A 17,895-nucleotide genomic window follows, 5' to 3' on the forward strand; every position below is an offset into this window, starting at 1 on the left:
TAAATGACGAAAATGACACACACAGAAAATACACAACCGACACAAAACCAAAAGCATTACATCCTGCCCCTTCTCAATACCGTCATCTTCCCGAAATCCCGGACAAAAATCCTGGTAGATACCGATTCCGGGAATATTCTTATGAAAGAAAAAACCCGTCCGGATAATCAGTATCCGGTGGGAGTTTTGATACACGGCAGTGAGGAGCCATCAGAGATATCAGAAAAACACTTGTGTAAAACAGGGTGCATCCTTGATATCTCGTTTATTCAAAAGACAGAAGAAGGATACCTGGTCGGAGTAAAGGCACTAACGCGAGTGCACCTTCATACCATTACCCAGGTGGATGACCGGCTGTATGCTGGTTGCACACCGGTTCCGGATATTGAAGATGTTGATTCTCAGACTCACCAGGAGATGCTGTTAGAGGTAAGAAAAACCATCCACGAGATAAGCAGTAACTTTCCCGGATCAGGTAATTTTACCGGACCCATTGACAAACTTGAATCGGTCGATGAAATAATGGGTTTTGTCATGCCGTTCATTCCCATCTCTTCAGAAACAAAGCAGGAATTACTAGAGACTGACTCTCTTAGCAAGCGGTATTTGATGTTTCTTGAGATACTTCTCGAGTTCAGGGAGAACATTAATCTCCAGATTGAACTCCGGAAAAAAGTATCAGAGAAGTCTGCAAAACTAAACCGGGAAACTCTCCTCCGGGAACAATTAAGGGCCATCCAGGAAGAACTTGGTGAAATTGACGGGCAGGGATCAGGTACTGGTGGATACCGGGATCGGATTTCAGAGTCAAAGATGCCGGAGGAAGTGAAGAAAAAGGCTTTCGAAGAGATTAAAAAACTGGAAACCTGCGGAGCCCAGAGCCATGAAAGCCCGGGAATCAGGAATTATCTGGATCTCCTTCTTGACCTTCCCTGGACAAACGGAGAAATACTAAGTATTGACCTTGAGAAAACCCGGCATATTCTTGATTGTAACCATTATGGTCTTGACAAGGTGAAGGATCGGATTGTTGAACACCTGGCAGTCCTCAAATTAAAACAAGAAAAACAGGGTTCCATTCTCCTCCTTGCCGGACCACCGGGAACCGGAAAGACCAGTCTTGGAAAGAGTATTGCAGAGGCTCTTGGAAGGAAGTATATCAGGGTCAGCCTTGGCGGAGTAAAGGATGAAGCAGAGATTAGGGGTCACCGGAGGACATATGTCGGGGCATTACCTGGCCGGATAATCCAGGGATTACGGAGAGCCGGGACAAAAAATCCGGTCTTTGTCCTTGATGAAATCGATAAACTGTCCAGTTCATATTCAGGGGATCCGGCAAGTGCTCTTCTGGAAGTTCTGGACCCGGAGCAGAACAGCAGTTTCTCTGATCATTATCTGGAAGTGCCGTATTCTCTCTCGGATGTGTTCTTTATCGCAACCGCGAACTCCCTGGCATCTATTCCTCCCCCACTTCTTGACCGGATGGAACTCATAGAAATATCAAGTTACACAAAACAGGAGATGTTCTTCATTGGAAAGAACCATCTCCTGCCCAAATCCCTGAAAGAACACGGACTGGACGAAAATACCACAAGTATCGAGGATGAAGCCCTACACCGGATTATTGAAAAATATACCCACGAAGCCGGAGTAAGGGGGCTAAAAAAGCAACTTGATCGTATTTCCAGGCATGTATCAGAGAAGATTGTATCAGGGAAATGGACAATGCCGTGTGTGATAACATCAGGAATGCTTTTGGATATCCTCGGGCGAGAGGTCCACCGGCATGAGATTGCAAAAAAGAACCTGACTCCGGGGGTTGCAACCGGCCTTGCCTGGACTCCGGTCGGCGGTGATATCCTCTTTATCGAAGGCACTTTCATGCCGGGAACCGGGAAACTGACTCTTACCGGTCAACTCGGAGATGTAATGAAAGAGTCGGCAAACATATCGATGAGTCTTATCCGCTCAAGATTTGCGCATACGGCATATAATTTCGACTTTATGGCAAGTGATGTGCACATCCATGTTCCCTCCGGAGCAACACCAAAGGATGGGCCGTCTGCCGGAATTACGCTCTTTACCGCCCTTGTATCTCTCTTTACCGGGAGATCCGTTGATTCAAAACTTGCAATGACCGGTGAAGTGACACTCAGCGGATCAGTGCTTCCGGTCGGTGGAATCAAAGAGAAGGTCCTTGCTGCTCACCGGGCAGGGATAACAAAAATCATTCTCCCAAAAGAGAATGAAGCTGACCTTGAGGAGATTCCAAAAGAGGTACGAAATGAGATGATATTCATTCCGGTTGAGACAATTGACGAGGTCTTAAAAGAAACCCTTGACATAACACTTCCTTTTCCGGTTCTGACCGGGACTGGAAATCATCAGCTCCCGACATCATATGTATAAAAAACAAACGAAAAAAGGGATGATCAATTCGTGGTCAGGAGAAAACCCCTTAATTTTATTTTGAAATACACAACTCCTGTAATTAAAAGAATTTTCTAACCCTTTTCTTTCCTTCGTCACTTAGAAATCCATACAGAGAGCCTGCCATCACCGAAAGCCAGGCAAGTATCTCTTCCCTTGTAACCCCGGTTGCCTTGGTATACTTTTCCAGGTATTTCTCTGCATATTCTTCTTTATACAGCATATAATCGATATAACTCCGGCATGCATCGGCTGCCGGATTCCCACAGGTAACCTCTGCCCAGTCGATAATCCGGTATGACTCCCCATCAAAGAGAACATTTCCCCCGTGAAAATCACCATGAAGAATAGAAAGCCCATCGGGAAGTGTGAGGAGGTTATTTTGGAGGCGTTCCCGTTCTTCTTTGGTTAGACTGGGACTTGCCAAAATCATTCCGGTCAGTGCCAGTTTTAATGGGCGAAAATCGGTTGTCTCTACTGCATGCATCGACTTTTGAAGCTCCACCACAGTATCAATACATTCATCTGCCTTTTCCGGATTCTCTTCCATAATATCAAGCAGGGATTTCCCCCGGACCTGATCCATGAGAACCGCTGTTCTGCCACAAACCGTTTCAACACCATAGACCGCTGGTGCCGGAATCCCAAAATCGGTTACGACGGCAAGGGTAAATGCTTCCTGATACACCTGTCTTTTGAGCTGACCTTCACGGTACACCTTTGCTGCAATCCCATCACGTGCATAAATCACTGCAGACATCCCACTGCCAATAAGCTCTCCAAATCGTTCCCTGAATGCCGTATCATCTCCGATCTCCCCAAAGAGATTTTTTGCCTCATCACTGGTCATAGTATATCACAATGATTATGTCAGTAATTTAATATATCCTAGATATACCATCAGGATATACCGGTTGTCAGGCACACAAAAAGGAGGAAGATTATGGTTGATGCAAATTATTACAAAGACAAGATCTGTATCGTCACCGGAGCAAATTCAGGAATCGGATATGCAGTAAGTGAAGAACTCCTGAAAAGGGGAGCGGTTGTCTACATGGCCGGACGAAATCCGGGTAAACTGACCGACGCAGCCGGAAAATTATCTGGATATGGAGATAGGGTCCATACTCTTGTCATGGATGTAACAAACCAGGAGCAGGTACAAAAAGGGATAGAAGATACCGCATCAAAAGCAGGCAGAATTGATCTTCTCTTTAATAATGCCGGAGTTGGCGGAACACTGCCATATGAACAGGCAACCCTTGAGGACTGGAAGAATATCATCGATACCAATCTCTGGAGTGTCATATTCGGAGTTCATGCTGCGGTCCCCATCATGCTCAGGCAGAAAGCAGGGCACATCGTAAACACCAGTTCAATAGCCGGAATTGTTCCGTTTCCCTTCCAGGCACTTTACTCACTGACCAAATACGGGGTCACCGGATATACCGAATGCCTGAAGTATGAATATCTTGATAAAGGACTGCATTTTTCCACGATCTGTCCGGCAAACATTGCAACCCCCATCTTCAACAAGGGAATAGACGGGACATCTCATGGTGATCTGAGAATTCCCGAGGATGCCTGGCCGGTAGAGAAAGCCGCAGCCCTCATCCTTGACCGGGTTTCAGAACAGAAAGGGATTATTATCGTCCCTGAAGAACCATACACCGACCTTTGGAAAGGGTATATCAACGGAGAACAGGAAGATATGCTCATTCAGCTTGCCCATGACCGGAGAAAGTCATTCGAGACGGGTGGCAGTTACTTCTAAAACCGGTATCATGACGATAAAAATCACATACGAATCAGACCTGACACTTGAGGTTGTTATCCTGCTCATTCTCGGAGTGTTCATGACCATATTTGGCATACTCCTCTTTTTCATTCACACCGGGAGCCTGCCATATAATCCGGACAGTATGTATGGCCTTTTACTGGTAATCGCCTCCATCCAGATAATTACCATGGGAAAGACTCCTTTTGGTGACATGAACCGTTCCTGGGCAGTCATTATTCTCGGGATGATAATGTCAGTCCTTGGAATGCTCGCATGTTTTATTCCCGGATTTGTTACCGATATTGTAAGAACTCTGGTAGGAGCAATGCTTTTGTTCGGTGGAGCAACGCTTCTCTTTGTGCTGTTTGTTTCAGAAGAAAAAGCAAAGAAATGGATGCACGTCCCCGGAGTATTACAGCATTTGATCATTGCCTGTGGCACGGTTTACATCCTCACCATATTAGCAGGATTAATCACTCTTATCCCCGGAATAATCACCATTCCACAGATAGGATGGTTCCTTATCATCTATGGCATCTCTTTCTTCTATCTTGCCGGATGTATCCAGAGTGTGAGCAGAACATATCCGGAAACCCGTTCTGATGGATTCGGAGGTATTACATGAACGCCAGTTCCCGGCTTTCTAAACGAAACATTATCTTTCGTGAGGCATCCCTCCCTCTGTCATTTGCCATCATCATCCTGCTTGGACTTCTTCTTGTAGTCCTTGGAATACTTCTCTTTCCGGTAAACCTGGGACTTCTTCCCTTCTCTCCGGACGGGCAGTTAGGACTGTTACTGGTCCTGAATGCTCTTCAGATGATGGCCCTTGGAAACACTCCGCTCGGCCAGTTCAAACGTTCGTGGATAATGGTTCTGATTGGAATCGGATTTGCATCCATGGGAATTATCTCCTGTATTGTTCCGGGTATACTGACATTTATCATCCAGTATCTGCTTGGACTCTTAAATATCGGAGGAGGAGTAATCTTCCTTGCAACCGGATTTCTCCCGACCTATCGGGCTATTCAAAACCCGCCCCCGGAATTGATTTCTTCTGTGCCGGTTTACAAAAAGATGCTGACGACCCAGACGGTTCTGAATATTGTCTCGATAATGTTTGGTATCACCATGCTGCTGCCCGGGCTTGTTTCAGGGTTTATTATATCCGGAATCGTCATCATCAATGGAATACTGCTCTTTATGCTGGTCAGGATACTTCAGAGAGTTTCATAGATTCGAAAAAAATAATCAGAACCCGGACAAAAACGCAATAAAAAGATTTATCCACTAAAAGATATAATTCAAAACTTATATTTTTCTGTAAGAATGGTGTATTCTGGTCAGAAAATAACGAAGTGATTGCTGGATCTCCGGATTTCGGGGACAACAGGAATCTCTTTTGGTACATATCAGATTATGGGGGAGATATGTATCATCCCGTCAAAAAGAGGAAGTTTTGGATGTCTCGACATTACATAGTATGCATAATAATGCTCCTTTTCATTGGTATATCAGGAGCAGGCGCTACTGAACCGGTGGATGATGATTTAAACACAAGCGAAAAGTTCGTGGCTTCTCCACTCAGTCCGGCTTTTATCTCCTACCTGGAAAACCAGGAGGTGGCCGGGGATGAGCAGCAGACGTTAGAACACGGACTTGGAGCGATTCCATCTCCTTTTTACCGTCCGGAACTTACCGATGCAGAGATGGATATCCTTTCCATACAGGAGTTCAATTCCACGTTTGATTTAAGAGATGAAGATAAAGTGACTCCTGTCCGGGACCAGGGAAATTTTGGAACCTGCTGGGCTCACGGTTCTTTGGCTTCGCTTGAATCATACCTGCTTCCGGAAGAAAACCGGTCGTTTTCTCCGAAGAATATGGTAAATCTCCATGGGTTTGATAATGGAGTTAACGATGGTGGTCAGATATACATGGCTACAGCATATCTCACCAGGTGGAACGGGCCGGTAGACGAGGCTACAGATCCCTATCCGGAGGAAAACTGGACATTATCTGAAGTTTATCCGCCACAATACCATGTGCAGGATGTTGTCATTTACCCGACAAGAACTGACCGGAACGATACTGCCAGCATCAAGGCCGGACTTATGGAGTGGGGAACAGCTTCTGTCGGTTTCTACTGGAATAGCTCATTTTATAATCCGGCATCTTTCGCATATTATCAGCCGGAAACTGCCGAAAACCAGAAACCGGGAGGCGGACATATCGTAAGTCTGGCCGGATGGAATGATACCTACCCGGCATCTGCCTTCATGAACACACCTCCGGGTGACGGGGCATGGATAGTCAAAAATAGCTGGGGAACCGGGTTTGGAGATGAAGGATTTTTTTATGTTTCATATTTTGACAAATATTTCGGATCTGTGACCAAAACCGGGGATCTAAACTATGAAACAGCCTTTGTAACCGGTGAACCGGTTGATAATTATGACCAGGTCTATTCTTATGATCCCCTGGGAGAGTGTAATGAATACTATATCGGATATCCAAAGACCGGAACGGTTGCCAGCAGGTACAAAGCCACTGAAACCGGAAAGATCTCTGCAATCGGGTTTTTCACAACCGATGTGAGTACTCACTATAACGCTACAATCTATCGGCATGCAGATGACGGCCCGGTTGGAACAAAAGCAGCAGAGATTGAAGGAAACCTTTCATTTATCGGATATCACACCGTCAGTCTTCCAACGGGTGAAGAGGTTCCGGTTGAAAATGGTGAATTCTTCTCAATTGTCCTCTATCTTGAAAATGAAGAGAATAATTACCCTGTTGCAATGGAGTATCCGATTAATGGATACAGCAGTAACGCCACTGCAAATCCGGAAGAGACCTATTATTATGACATAGACTTGGAATCTTTCATAGATTTAACCCATTTCAATCCGAATATGAGTGCTTGTCTTAAAGCATATTCCATATCTGAACCGGTGCCAACTCCAACCCCGACTCCGGAGCCTCTTTCGGCATCATTTACGGCAAAGCCGGTTAAGGGAAAGGCACCTCTTACCGTCGCATTTACTGACACCTCATCCGGAGATCCAACCAACCGGATTTGGAGCTTTGGGTCCGGTTCACAGTCAATGCTTCAAAATCCGGAGATAACATACACCGAGCCCGGACAATATACCGTCTCACTCCTTGTCCAGAAAGGAAAAGAAGTTGATAAGGAGACCAAATACCATCTGATTACCGTTCAGGAAGGCTCCTCAGCAGAAGAACAATAACCTCTCCATCAGGGACTTCTTTTTTCCGGGATTACTCTTTTTTTACCATAACTCCTGAAAATCAGGGAATTTAAAAAAGGAATCGTTTGATTCTTATTGTGATACAAATTCTGCAGGAGGAGCCTTCACTTCAGGAGTGTTAAGAGGTCCTGCAGATGCTGCAATTATCGGAGTGCTTTGGCATTTGTAACTCATCATCTTCAGGTTATACGTTCCACTTCCGGATCGTGCATATATCATGACATAGTACGTTGAACCTGACGCCGGAGAGGGTATAGAAACGTATGAATTCGGGCCATATGAGTAATATCTTGTGTAACAATACGAATGCTTCGGGTTGCAGTCTTTGAATACATAGATGTCAAAGGTTGATGTGGATGCTCCGGCCTGTTGGTTATCTGTTATTTTCGTTGTTTTTGCTGCATGTTCCAGGCCTTTCCCAACACCCGCTGATCCATATGATTTGAGTTCCCACTCAATTTTTGACCTTCCGTCAGTCGGGATCAAGTATCCATACACCATTGCCTGGCCCTGTCTTAAAAATCCGGACTGTATGTCGGTTTTATACACTCCACAGGGAGTGGGAGGGACAGAAGTCGGAATCGGAGTAGGAGTAGGTGTGGGAGTAGGTGTGGGAGTCCGGGTGTAGGTTGGGGTAGGAATCGGAGTAGGAGTAGGTGTGGGAGTCCGGGTGTAAGTGGGGGGAGGAATCGGAGTAGGAGTAGGTGTGGGAGTCCGGGTGTAAGTGGGGGGAGGAATCGGAGTAGGAGTCGGCGTAGGGGTTCGGGTGTAAGTGGGGGTTGGAATTGGTGTAGGAGTAGGTGTGGGAGTCCGGGTGTAAGTTGGGGTTGGAATTGGAGTAGGAGTTGGCGTTGGTGTGCTGATTCCAAGGGCTTTTGCTGCATTTAATCTTCCTCCGGTTCCTACCTTTCCGGATAAAGAAGAGATTATGTCACAGGAACCAAGGATTTTACTTTTTATCTGCGAACTGGTCATTGAGGGATTCTGTGCTTTGAGGAGTGCTGCAACCCCGGTTACATAGGGAGTTGCCATTGATGTTCCGTCAAGATACTTGTACCCTGCAGATTTTGTTGTGCTGTAAATACTGACTCCCGGTGCAGCAAGATCCACTGAACTCGTTCCATAATTCGAGAACGATGCAAGAGTATCATGGTAATTCGTTGCTGCGACGGATATGATATTACTACAGGTATATGCGGCAGGATACTGGGGAGTAACATCTGAATTAGCCCCGGAATTTCCGGCTGCACAGATGACTACTGCCGGAGATGCATCAAGGGCATCTTTGAGTGACTGCGAATATCCCGGACCGTTCCATGAGTTTGAGATGATGGGAACTCCTTTCTTGTTTGCATACAGGATGGCCGAGATTGCATCTGATGTATACCCGGACCCCTGGGAATCCAGGAATTTGAGCGGTAATATCTTTGAATTCCAGGTCACACCAGTCGTACCGATTCCATTATTCCCGACCGCTGCAAGTGTTCCGGCACAATGTGTCCCATGTCCGTTGTCATCCATGGGATCATTGTTCTTTGATACAAAATTCCATCCCCGGACATCATCGATATAGCCGTTCCCGTCATCATCGATTCCATTTACGGTTTCAGCGGGGTTCTTCCAGATGTTTGCTGCAAGGTCCGGATGAGTATAATCCACCCCGGTATCAATCACGGCAACAACGATTCCGGATGAGCCGGTTGTGGCACCCCAGGCAAGGGTAGCATCGATATCGACACCGGGAGTTCCGGAAAATGGTGCCTGTCCGGTATTTTTAAGACCCCATTGATTTGAAAATCCCGGATCGTTCGGATAGGTGGCCCCTGCAGCCTGCATGCTTTGAATGTCGGCGGTTTTTCCGGCTTTTTCTATCGGACTGAGTGATATTTTGTAATCCGGTTCGACGTACAGGACATCCGGGTTCGCATCGTATGCTGCCATTGCACTCTCAAGTGATGTTCCGGTGACCTGGACGACCTGCATACCAGGAACTCCGTTGTTACTGTGGTCTTTGATAACTTTTGATCCGGTCTGTGCATTAGCCACCGACTGAACAGACATCATTGCCTGACTGGACCGTACCTTATCGGTGTTATATCTGACAATCAACCGGTCCGGGGCATGTTCTTTAGAGAGTTCCTGTGAGATCTGGTACTGACTTGCCATTCCGGAAGGATACCATTGATTGTTCGGATAGAAATTCATATTTGGATCGGCAAATCCGGCCTCTATGGATAGACCAACCAGAAGTAAGAGTCCGATGATGGAGATTGTTATTGATAATATTCTAAAATGTTTCATACGCTCCCCCGGGAAATTATATACTGACTGTGAGATCTGCTGCACATGGTCATGAAGTTTCTTCATGTACGATATGATGTTTTTATAGCGAAGGCCGGGGACGAGAAGAAAGGTTTTAACAGGGAAGATAGTCCGGTTTTTACCGCATCCGGGCTTCAGGGTAAGAAGAAAAATCCGAAACAAAAGTCAGTTTTTCATTCTCACAGATATCTATTAGCCTTTTTAATCCGAATGAATATATGAATAATCAGCTCAATATAGCGTGGTTTTTACCATATTTCCTGGTTCTCTGTACCGCCTGTTTGTTTGCCGGATGTACTGGAACAGACGATAATCAGTCATTAATAGCAGAGGAGCCTTCCATCGCTTCAGACCTGATAATCATCGGAGAGATGACTTTTAATCCTGATTTGATGGTTGTGACTCCCGGCACAACGGTAAGCTGGGTGAATGAGGACTCTGTTTTGCATACCATTGAGTCTGATCCGGAGTCTGCGATTCAATTCTCTTCAGACGAACTTGCAAAAGGTGATACGTTTTCATTTAAGTTTTCAGAACGGGGGACATACCACTATCATTCATCAAATTATCCATCAGTGACCGGAACAATCATTGTTCAGACATAACCCCATTTTTGAGGGGCTGTTTCGGGAGATTTCCATGGGCTGCTGCGAGAAATATGCCGCTTTGAGTGATAGTTACCCGGTGATATCTCCCACATTTTTCCTGATGGTTTATCCACCATAGGTTGAACATTAAAAAATATCAGGAATTATCTTTTCGCCAACCGCCTTTCGGAACGATCATTTCAAATCTCACTCCGGCATTATGAACCCCGGTTTCTTGAATCCGGATATTCGTTAATAACAAAATTTCTCTGGCAAGAAACATCCCAAGACCGGTATTCTTTCCAAAACCCCTCTCGAATATTTTTTCCTTGTACGTATCCGGAATGCCAACCCCGTTATCTTCCCAAATAAGGACCAGATCACGATCTGACTCTTCTGCAAAAACCCCGATATCGGTGACATACTTACCATGCCGGATGGAATTATCAAGCAGATTATAAAACACCTTTTCAGCCATAGAATCAGCATAAATAAAATAATTTGCAATATCGGCATGCAACACGATACCGGATGGGAGATGCAGACGGGAAATGACCGTCTGTAGATTTATCCATATGGGATCATGTGAACCGAGGTCTTCATAGACCCGGGTAAATTCAATCTGCTTCTGAACCTCATTTGTCGCATTTCTCATAATGGAAATGTAATTCAGTATCCGGGAATCTGAAAAATCCATCTCCCCGATATCTAAGTACCCGAGAATCAGCGAAATGCCATTTAAGATATCATGCCGGGTAATACTGGTCAGAAGGTTTAACTGACGGTTTGCCTGACGAAGAGCAACTTCAGCCCTTTTTCGCTCGGTAATATCCTGATTTGCCCCATGAGTCCGGATGGCCCGCCCTTCATCATCCCGGGTAATTCCAAACCGTACCGTAATATACCGTATCTCACCATCCCTCTTTATTATCCGGTGCTCAACCTGTGAGATAATTTCAGAACCCACCGAGTTTATGACCTGGTACAAACCCTCCAAAACCCTGTTACGGTCATCCGGGTGGATAAATTCCCGGCCATATGTTTCAGAGGACATAACCATACCACCTTCCCGCTCTGCGGTGGTTCCATACATGGCATAAAACCGGTCATTAAAGATAAAAATGTCATTTTGGATATCATATTCCCAGTTTACCAGATTTGCCATGTCCATGGCTTCAGCGAGAAGCCGACGGTTCTCCTGAAGATTTTCTTCAATATGAGACCGCTCAATATCTGCTGCTGCCTTAACAGCAATAATCTCAAAAATCTGCCTGACATACGAAAAAGTATCAATCGGTTTTTTAAAAAAAGCACACAGAACACCGATCACATTGCCGGTCGAATCCCGAAGCGAAGTGCCGACATAACCCTGAAAGCACAATCCTTTAAGCACCTCACATTCAGGAAAGATACATGCAACTTCATCGTCACAGAGGCTGAATCCAACCTTTGCAATCTCTTCACAGGGAGTCCCGTGTATCGGAAAGGAAAACCCAGGAATCTCATTCCCGTCAAGGACAATAGAGAGAACCCGGATATTTTCTTTGTCCGGTTCAAACTCTCCGATAAGCACACAATCAGCCATAAGCCATGAACTAATTATCTCGGAGATCTTCCGGAGAGAATTAAAACCGGTAGTCTCTACAACACTCATCATCAGGGCACGATTCGCTGATTCGGTCTTCCTCCGCTCGGTGATATCCCGCATGGAGACCTGTGCACCGGTAACTTTTCCTTCATCAATAATCGGAACTGCATACAGACTGACATAGATGACAGAATTATCTTTTCTTACCAGGGGTATCTCTATGTAATCCACAGATTTCCCGAGCATTGTCTGTCTTACAGCCTGCATCAATTCCGGACCACTCTGAGAGAAGATCGTCGCTGTAGCAAAATCTGCATTCTTTCCAACCAGTTCTTCAGGTTCATAACCTAAAAATAACCGAACAGAAGGAGAGACATACGAAGCACTCATATCCTCATTCAGGGTAAATATAAGGTCAGATGACCGTTCTGCCATACCTCTGAACCGTTCTTCACTCTCCAGAAGTTTCCTTTCGGTCTTTTTTAACTCGGTGATATCCCTGATGGACTCAATCGTCCCTATCATATCCCCTTCCGGACTGAAGATCCGGGAGACTTTTACCAGTGCAGATAATTGGTTTCCTTTTGGATGGGAGAGTTCTGTCTCACCGGTAAGGGTTGTTTCGTTCCGGTAGATCTGCGTATAATACTGCGAAATAGTCTCGTCAGACTCATCAATCAGGTCAATCAGAAGTGGCCGCCGGTACCCGTAGAAGGGAATGCCATACTCATAATTTCCCTTTCCAAGCATAACCTTCGAAGGAACTCCGGTCATCTCTTCAATAGCCCTGTTCCATGCGATGACATGACCGGTCTTATCAATGGCAAAGGTTGCATCAGGAAGAAAATCCAGAATATCTGCGATATATTTCTCCGAGTTCCGGATGATTCTTCTCTCTTCCTTTCTTTTGACCGCCCGTTTTATATTTAATATCAGTTCTGCAAACTGGGCCTCACAGGACGAACTCTTCTCAACATAAAAATCAGCCCCGTTATTGATTGCATCAATTATTACATCCCCCCGGTTCCGGACAGAAAAGAGGATAAAGGGAATTTCACCATAATTTTCCCGGATTGCTTTGAGAAAGGAAAGCCCGTCCATATCAGACATGTAATAATCAGATACTATTGCGTCATATTCCAGGATTTTTTTATATCGGAGGGCATCACGAGCTGAGGTCAGGACATCTACTTTGAATTCACCGGTTTTTTCAAGATAACGTTGTGCCAGATAGAGAAGATTCTCATCATCATCTACAAAGAGAAGGGAGATTATTTTTCCCCTCGATTCAGGGATAATGGTTGAGATATTAAAATCCTGATTTGACATTTACGGCTCTTCTCTCAAGTTTAACCAGTACCGATATTACTATTTAGCATTTTTGATAATACCAAAAAAAATCCGGAGAATGAGAGTTCAGCATGATGAAACCATCACTCTTCTTCCGGACTTATCGATTCCCGGATAAATAACGCTGCTTTCTTCTTTGGCCAGTCCCGGATCATGCCCCTGACCTGTGTTACCAGCACAACATACTCTCTTTCGTCTGTGCCTGAAATTATCATCCGGTTTCCTGACTCACTTAACCGGAAGCCTTCTACCTCCACTCCGTTCAATGCCAAAAGAACATCCCTGGTCCGGACACACCTGATGACTCCATGCCCGTCCCGAACCGCCTCTACCATTCCGTCATCTATTGGCCGGAGCCTGCCTATCTTTTCATACCTGACCGATGAAGCATCCCGCTGTGATGTAATGAGAAAGGGCATCAGATCTTCTCCTGCTCTATCCTCATTCCTTCATCTCTTTCCTTAGATTCACGGGCATAACAGACATCACAGATACCAGTCTTTGTTTCATGGTCGTACCAGGTAACTTCTCCAAGACCACAGACACTGCACCGCCCATAATCCTTCTCGGCCTTTGCCATGCTGGAAATATTGAGAAGACCAGGAAGGGTAGAGAAGATCCTGCTCTTTTTTGCCACCGCAGTGCTGTAGCATTTCTGACAGATCTTTCTTGGATCCCGGCCTTCTTGTTTCATCTTTTTCGTAACCCGCTCAGTATACTGCACTATCTTACTACCACAGACAGCACAGGGGCCGGTCCATAGCCCCCGGAACTGATGAAATTGGGAAGGGTCTATGTCACCAGGCGGAACATTACCACTCATGGCGGAACCCGGCGGATTTTTCCGACTGGGGTTTTCAGTGTTTGTTTTTAAAACCAGCGCCGAATCGCAGCCTGATTGAACGGGCAGAAGGGTGTCGGCGGAAATGGCGGGATCAGTAATACAGGAAGATGATGCCGGAGGTTCCTCTTGTGAACCCAAATCTTTCCGCCTTGATGTACTATCTAAGAAATTATTTGTACTATTATTAGTATTTAGAGAATCAACGACTGTTTCAGTGAGATTTTCCCGGCGGAAATCTTCCGCTTCATGCCGCCTTGTTCCGCCGTTCCGCCGGGTATCATCATTGGTCCCATCGGTACCGGTACCATCGGTACCATCCCCGTCTTTCTTGTCAGAGCCATCATCCTGACCCAAAAGCCAGCACCCTCCACCGGATGACCATAATGCATAGATTTCAGGATTCCATGCATACACTCTCACTCTCCTGCTGGTAATCCCACCGTCATATGTTCTGGTTCGTTCCAGAAATGACAGTGCAGGGCATTTCTCCAGGAGTCCGGAGTACTGATTACCATGACTTGCATACCCGTGCAGCATCTTCTGAATGCTGGAATAGGACCTTCCGGTTAATTGCTGCATCTCTTCGATGGACAACTCATCTTTCCCGCTATCCCGGATTGCATCGACAAGACCAGACTCATTTCTTGTCAGTTTGGTCATCTGTCCGCCTGAATCACTGTTCAGAGCCAGGTATATCTGGCTGGCGTAATGAAAATCATCAATTGATGCAAAGACCACGTCTCTTCCGGAAATGACCGTTTTTTCTCTCTGGAACTGAAAAAGAGCAGCAATGGATTTGATAAGGTCAAGGAGCATCCCCGGATTTCTTCGGTTTGCCGATGAAGAGAACCTGATCTGTTTTGCATACGGAATGACCACATGCACCGGAGTCATATGTTCCCAGATCTGCTGGCATACCAGGACTTCCCTTCGTGTTATCTCGAGTTCGGTGGGGAGAGCCTGTGCCATCTCAAGTTCTCTCTCCAGAACTTTTTCATCCTGCTCAGGGCTTTCATCAATCCAGCAGGTAAGCATGCGATTCCAGACCTGATCGTCACCGGTTCCCTCCATCTTGGCTACCCACCACAGACACCGCTCCGGGATGAACCGTTTCTGCCCTTTCCGGTCCTTGTCCACCGTCCGATATACGAATCCTTTCTGAAACGCAGATGTTACCCCTTTCAAAACTTCCTGCATCTGGTCAGAGAGGGTGACATCATCAAGGCAGATTGCAGAACCGGCTTTGAGATCGTCAGCGTAAAAGAGAGCCTTATCACTCATCCGTCCGTCCAGCCGGTATTCAGGCGGGATATGCAAAAGCATGTTGTCAAAGGCATGAGTCTTTCCTTTCCCTGATTCTCCGGTGACAAGGACATGAAGACCATTTGAGTTTATCACCGACCGGGATGCAAGCGACATGATAAGACACCGGGCAACAACTTCGTCACCTTCATGGTCAGCAGCAAATGACTCAAGAAGATATTCGATGGGATTTCTATCCCGAAGCACCCGGAATGCTTCTTCGATGATATCAGGATTTACATATGCATCATGTTCCGGTTTTAGAGAACCCACCGTATTTTCAGAATTATTTTTTTCTTCCAAAGGCATTGGACGATTGCCATAATAGGCGGCTTTTGCCTCTGCCCGGTCTCGTGCTAGTTGTTTGAGGCGGTTATCATAATCCCGTTCAGTCCGGGGGGTTTTGCCTTCTAATCGTGCCCGAAGTTCACTCCATCGCTGGGTTCCACCACCACAACTGTTGTGATGGCATCCGGCGAATATTCCACCGTTTTGGAACTGGATTGCATAGGCTCCATCCTTGTGAGCGGAAGAGAACGGGCATTCGTCAAAGAGAAAGAGTCTTCCTCCGGCATAGGGCTTTTCAGTGCAGGAGATGTTATTTTCAGCGAGCCATGAACCAAGATCGATGGAGCGGGAGTCCTGCGAACTATCAGGCCGGATTTTCTGGTTTCCCGGGTTATTTTCGTTTTCATCCGGGATGAGAGCAGCAAGACGGAGGAGAAGGTCTCCGGAGACTGTCTTTACCGATTCCGGGGATGAAAGCACCCGGGATCTCCGGTGTGGCCGCTCTGGTGTTGAGTCCCCTTTTCTTGACTGCGTCCCATAAAGTTTCCAGATTCGTGAAGCATTTGAAACAGCCGTGTCAATCTCGGAATGGTTGTCTGAAAAGAATGCAGAGAGAACGTTCAGACAACTCCGGATAAGTTTCGTGGCTTTTGCATCATTTGGAAGGTCGATTAGATAGAGGAGGTGTGCACCATTTCCGGAGTCGGCACTGACAGGGTCAGGCCATCCGAGTTCAGAGAGAAATTTCCGGATCTTTTCAGCCTTTTCCAATGCTTCATTGTGTTCTTCGTCTGATGAGGATATCCCGGACGGACGCTTTGGATCGATGTCAACCGGGAACCAGTGCCGGCGGATGATATCTTCGTCTCCGGTCGTCCGGTCATCTTTTGAAAGTCTCATATCGGTCCGGTTTGCTCTCCGGGATACGAGTGCAGGGTTTACTTCGTTTAAGGTGACATAGATGCCGGTTATGTCACTTGTAGAGTCCAGTACCTCTGCATCCCGGGCAAGTTTTTCATGGTCGGTGAAGTACCCTGATGCAATTCCTCCGGATTTCCGGAGAGCACGAAGCTCTACGACATTTTCCCGTGGAAAAAGGAGAGAAAGAACCGAAAGGATGTTATTATCGTTCATTTCGACTCCTCCCTGTTTTTCTTTGTCTTCTTTGTACTCCTGGTTTCCCTGGTCTCTCTAATCTCTCTGATTTTCCATACCAACGATGATGACGTTTTCTCCGGAGAATCAGTCCAGCAAGGATGCCGGGCGTTCATTATCCTGCTGATGATGTTCCTTCGGTTTGTCTGGGTTTCAAGGGTAAGGAGCGGATACATGCCAGGGTTATCCAGGATCTGGTATTCGATGCTTTTTCGTGAAACAAGGGAACTGTTATTTCCGGAGGCATGATGGGAGGCATCGATGACTTCGGCTGTAATGTCAGGATTCATACCAATCTCCCAGAGATCTCAATTGCTCCACCAGGGAGAACCTGGTACCGTTTCCATTCATATGACTGAAAGAGCCAGACCTGTATCTCACCTGGAAAGAGTTGTTTCTGAACGAGTCCGGCAAGTTCTGCGATGAGTGATGAGTATCCGGCTATTCCTTTTGTCCGGGATCTCCTGATGACAAATCCGATGAGTTTGTCCCGGTTCCATGCGATGATGTCAAACTTCCGGGACGATCCGGTTACTTTTTCAGCGATGTATCCGGATGATTTGAGGATGGATATGGCAGTATATACCGCCGTACGGCCTGCTTTTCCAATGGTGTTCATAACCGGATACCTCCGGCAGATGATGCAGGTGTCGTGAAAAGGCAGGAGAATAAAGAGAAAGATAATGAACTTATAACATGATATATCCGGTAATCCCCTGCTGAAGTCGGCAGCCCGTCAAAGTTACTGATCAGGCGGGGGTTTTCTCTGTTCTTTCCAAAGTTTTTGTTTTCGGTACATTTCTGCGTTTTTTCTGTGATTGTATCACCTCTACGGTCGGTTATGGCCGTGCCCTGAAATGTCTGTAGAGGGGTAGATAATTCACACCATTTCCAGGCGTCCTGATGACCGAAATGTATTAACCGGTTAGAGACGTTCCGGAGTTGGAGAGGCGTTGATCGCGGAAAAATACTCACCT

Annotated in this window: 14 protein-coding genes; 6 read left to right on the top strand and 8 right to left on the bottom strand. The window is 46.2% G+C overall.

Translation table 11 applies throughout. From position 1 onward, the window contains the following. The first annotated feature begins 12 nt into the window (after positions 1-12). Positions 13-2,409 (top strand): endopeptidase La, encoded by a 2,397-nt coding sequence (lon, locus tag DLD82_RS04735; RefSeq protein ID WP_109940055.1) that lies wholly within the window; start codon positions 13-15, stop codon positions 2,407-2,409. Positions 2,410-2,491: 82 nt separating this feature from the next. Here the strand turns inward: lon and DLD82_RS04740 are convergent, their stop codons facing one another. Continuing rightward, positions 2,492-3,280: a phosphotransferase family protein gene (locus tag DLD82_RS04740; protein ID WP_109939961.1), complete on the bottom strand. Its 789-nt coding sequence runs from the start codon at positions 3,278-3,280 to the stop codon at positions 2,492-2,494. Positions 3,281-3,373: 93 nt separating this feature from the next. On the opposite strand from DLD82_RS04740, the gene DLD82_RS04745 reads away from it, so the two are divergent. From DLD82_RS04745 to DLD82_RS04755, 4 genes are all read left to right on the top strand, one after another. Continuing rightward, positions 3,374-4,204, top strand: a complete 831-nt coding sequence (locus tag DLD82_RS04745; RefSeq protein ID WP_109939962.1) for an SDR family oxidoreductase — start codon at positions 3,374-3,376, stop codon at positions 4,202-4,204. Beyond that, on the top strand, positions 4,161-4,835 hold the full coding sequence (locus tag DLD82_RS19140) for a hypothetical protein (protein WP_245920363.1): 675 nt from the start codon (positions 4,161-4,163) through the stop codon (positions 4,833-4,835). Before DLD82_RS04745 ends, DLD82_RS19140 begins: the two co-directional genes overlap by 44 nt. Next, on the top strand, positions 4,832-5,446 hold the full coding sequence (locus DLD82_RS19145; RefSeq protein ID WP_245920364.1) for a hypothetical protein: 615 nt from the start codon (positions 4,832-4,834) through the stop codon (positions 5,444-5,446). Before DLD82_RS19140 ends, DLD82_RS19145 begins: the two co-directional genes overlap by 4 nt. 227 nt (positions 5,447-5,673) lie before the next feature. Then, positions 5,674-7,461, top strand: a complete 1,788-nt coding sequence (locus DLD82_RS04755) for a lectin like domain-containing protein (protein ID WP_181391258.1) — start codon at positions 5,674-5,676, stop codon at positions 7,459-7,461. Positions 7,462-7,554: 93 nt separating this feature from the next. On the opposite strand, the gene DLD82_RS04760 is transcribed toward DLD82_RS04755, so the two are convergent. Continuing rightward, positions 7,555-9,783, bottom strand: a complete 2,229-nt coding sequence (locus DLD82_RS04760) for a S8 family serine peptidase (protein WP_181391259.1) — start codon at positions 9,781-9,783, stop codon at positions 7,555-7,557. A gap of 239 nt (positions 9,784-10,022) precedes the next feature. On the opposite strand from DLD82_RS04760, the gene DLD82_RS04770 reads away from it, so the two are divergent. Beyond that, positions 10,023-10,409 (top strand): cupredoxin domain-containing protein, encoded by a 387-nt coding sequence (locus DLD82_RS04770; protein ID WP_109939965.1) that lies wholly within the window; start codon positions 10,023-10,025, stop codon positions 10,407-10,409. Positions 10,410-10,548: 139 nt separating this feature from the next. On the opposite strand, the gene DLD82_RS04775 is transcribed toward DLD82_RS04770, so the two are convergent. The 6 genes from DLD82_RS04775 to DLD82_RS04800 all read right to left on the bottom strand — a co-directional run bounded on the left by DLD82_RS04775 (position 10,549) and on the right by DLD82_RS04800 (position 17,893). Continuing rightward, the gene (locus DLD82_RS04775; protein WP_109939966.1) at positions 10,549-13,308 is read right to left on the bottom strand and encodes a response regulator; all 2,760 of its coding nucleotides are present in this window, start codon (positions 13,306-13,308) and stop codon (positions 10,549-10,551) included. A 104-nt stretch (positions 13,309-13,412) separates the two neighbouring features. Then, a complete protein-coding gene (locus tag DLD82_RS04780; protein WP_109939967.1) occupies positions 13,413-13,748 on the bottom strand; it encodes a hypothetical protein in 336 nt (111 codons plus the stop codon). After that, a complete protein-coding gene (locus DLD82_RS04785) occupies positions 13,748-16,897 on the bottom strand; it encodes a hypothetical protein (RefSeq protein ID WP_109939968.1) in 3,150 nt (1,049 codons plus the stop codon). The genes DLD82_RS04780 and DLD82_RS04785 overlap by 1 nt, the downstream gene beginning before the upstream one ends. After that, on the bottom strand, positions 16,894-17,208 hold the full coding sequence (locus DLD82_RS04790) for a hypothetical protein (protein ID WP_109939969.1): 315 nt from the start codon (positions 17,206-17,208) through the stop codon (positions 16,894-16,896). The genes DLD82_RS04785 and DLD82_RS04790 overlap by 4 nt, the downstream gene beginning before the upstream one ends. Next, positions 17,205-17,537, bottom strand: coding sequence for a hypothetical protein (locus tag DLD82_RS04795; RefSeq protein ID WP_109939970.1), 333 nt, complete (start codon positions 17,535-17,537; stop codon positions 17,205-17,207). The genes DLD82_RS04790 and DLD82_RS04795 overlap by 4 nt, the downstream gene beginning before the upstream one ends. Further along, positions 17,534-17,893, bottom strand: a complete 360-nt coding sequence (locus DLD82_RS04800; protein WP_109939971.1) for a hypothetical protein — start codon at positions 17,891-17,893, stop codon at positions 17,534-17,536. Before DLD82_RS04800 ends, DLD82_RS04795 begins: the two co-directional genes overlap by 4 nt. Between the last annotated feature and the right edge of the window lie 2 nt (positions 17,894-17,895).

The sequence above is a fragment of the Methanospirillum stamsii genome (genome assembly GCF_003173335.1).
GTDB lineage: Archaea > Halobacteriota > Methanomicrobia > Methanomicrobiales > Methanospirillaceae > Methanospirillum > Methanospirillum stamsii.

What these genes read in the sequence shown, in the direction of transcription:
- DLD82_RS19145 (WP_245920364.1), top strand. Translation starts at nt 4,832, where the DNA reads ATGAACGCCAGTTCCCGGCTTTCTAAACGAAACATTATCTTTCGTGAG.
- DLD82_RS19140 (WP_245920363.1), top strand. Translation starts at nt 4,161, where the DNA reads ATGACCGGAGAAAGTCATTCGAGACGGGTGGCAGTTACTTCTAAAACC.
- DLD82_RS04785 (WP_109939968.1), bottom strand. Translation starts at nt 16,897, where the DNA reads ATGAACGATAATAACATCCTTTCGGTTCTTTCTCTCCTTTTTCCACGG.
- DLD82_RS04770 (WP_109939965.1), top strand. Translation starts at nt 10,023, where the DNA reads ATGAATAATCAGCTCAATATAGCGTGGTTTTTACCATATTTCCTGGTT.
- DLD82_RS04775 (WP_109939966.1), bottom strand. Translation starts at nt 13,308, where the DNA reads ATGTCAAATCAGGATTTTAATATCTCAACCATTATCCCTGAATCGAGG.
- DLD82_RS04755 (WP_181391258.1), top strand. Translation starts at nt 5,674, where the DNA reads ATGTCTCGACATTACATAGTATGCATAATAATGCTCCTTTTCATTGGT.
- DLD82_RS04790 (WP_109939969.1), bottom strand. Translation starts at nt 17,208, where the DNA reads ATGAATCCTGACATTACAGCCGAAGTCATCGATGCCTCCCATCATGCC.
- DLD82_RS04740 (WP_109939961.1), bottom strand. Translation starts at nt 3,280, where the DNA reads ATGACCAGTGATGAGGCAAAAAATCTCTTTGGGGAGATCGGAGATGAT.
- DLD82_RS04780 (WP_109939967.1), bottom strand. Translation starts at nt 13,748, where the DNA reads ATGCCCTTTCTCATTACATCACAGCGGGATGCTTCATCGGTCAGGTAT.
- lon (WP_109940055.1), top strand. Translation starts at nt 13, where the DNA reads ATGACACACACAGAAAATACACAACCGACACAAAACCAAAAGCATTAC.
- DLD82_RS04745 (WP_109939962.1), top strand. Translation starts at nt 3,374, where the DNA reads ATGGTTGATGCAAATTATTACAAAGACAAGATCTGTATCGTCACCGGA.
- DLD82_RS04760 (WP_181391259.1), bottom strand. Translation starts at nt 9,783, where the DNA reads ATGAAACATTTTAGAATATTATCAATAACAATCTCCATCATCGGACTC.
- DLD82_RS04795 (WP_109939970.1), bottom strand. Translation starts at nt 17,537, where the DNA reads ATGAACACCATTGGAAAAGCAGGCCGTACGGCGGTATATACTGCCATA.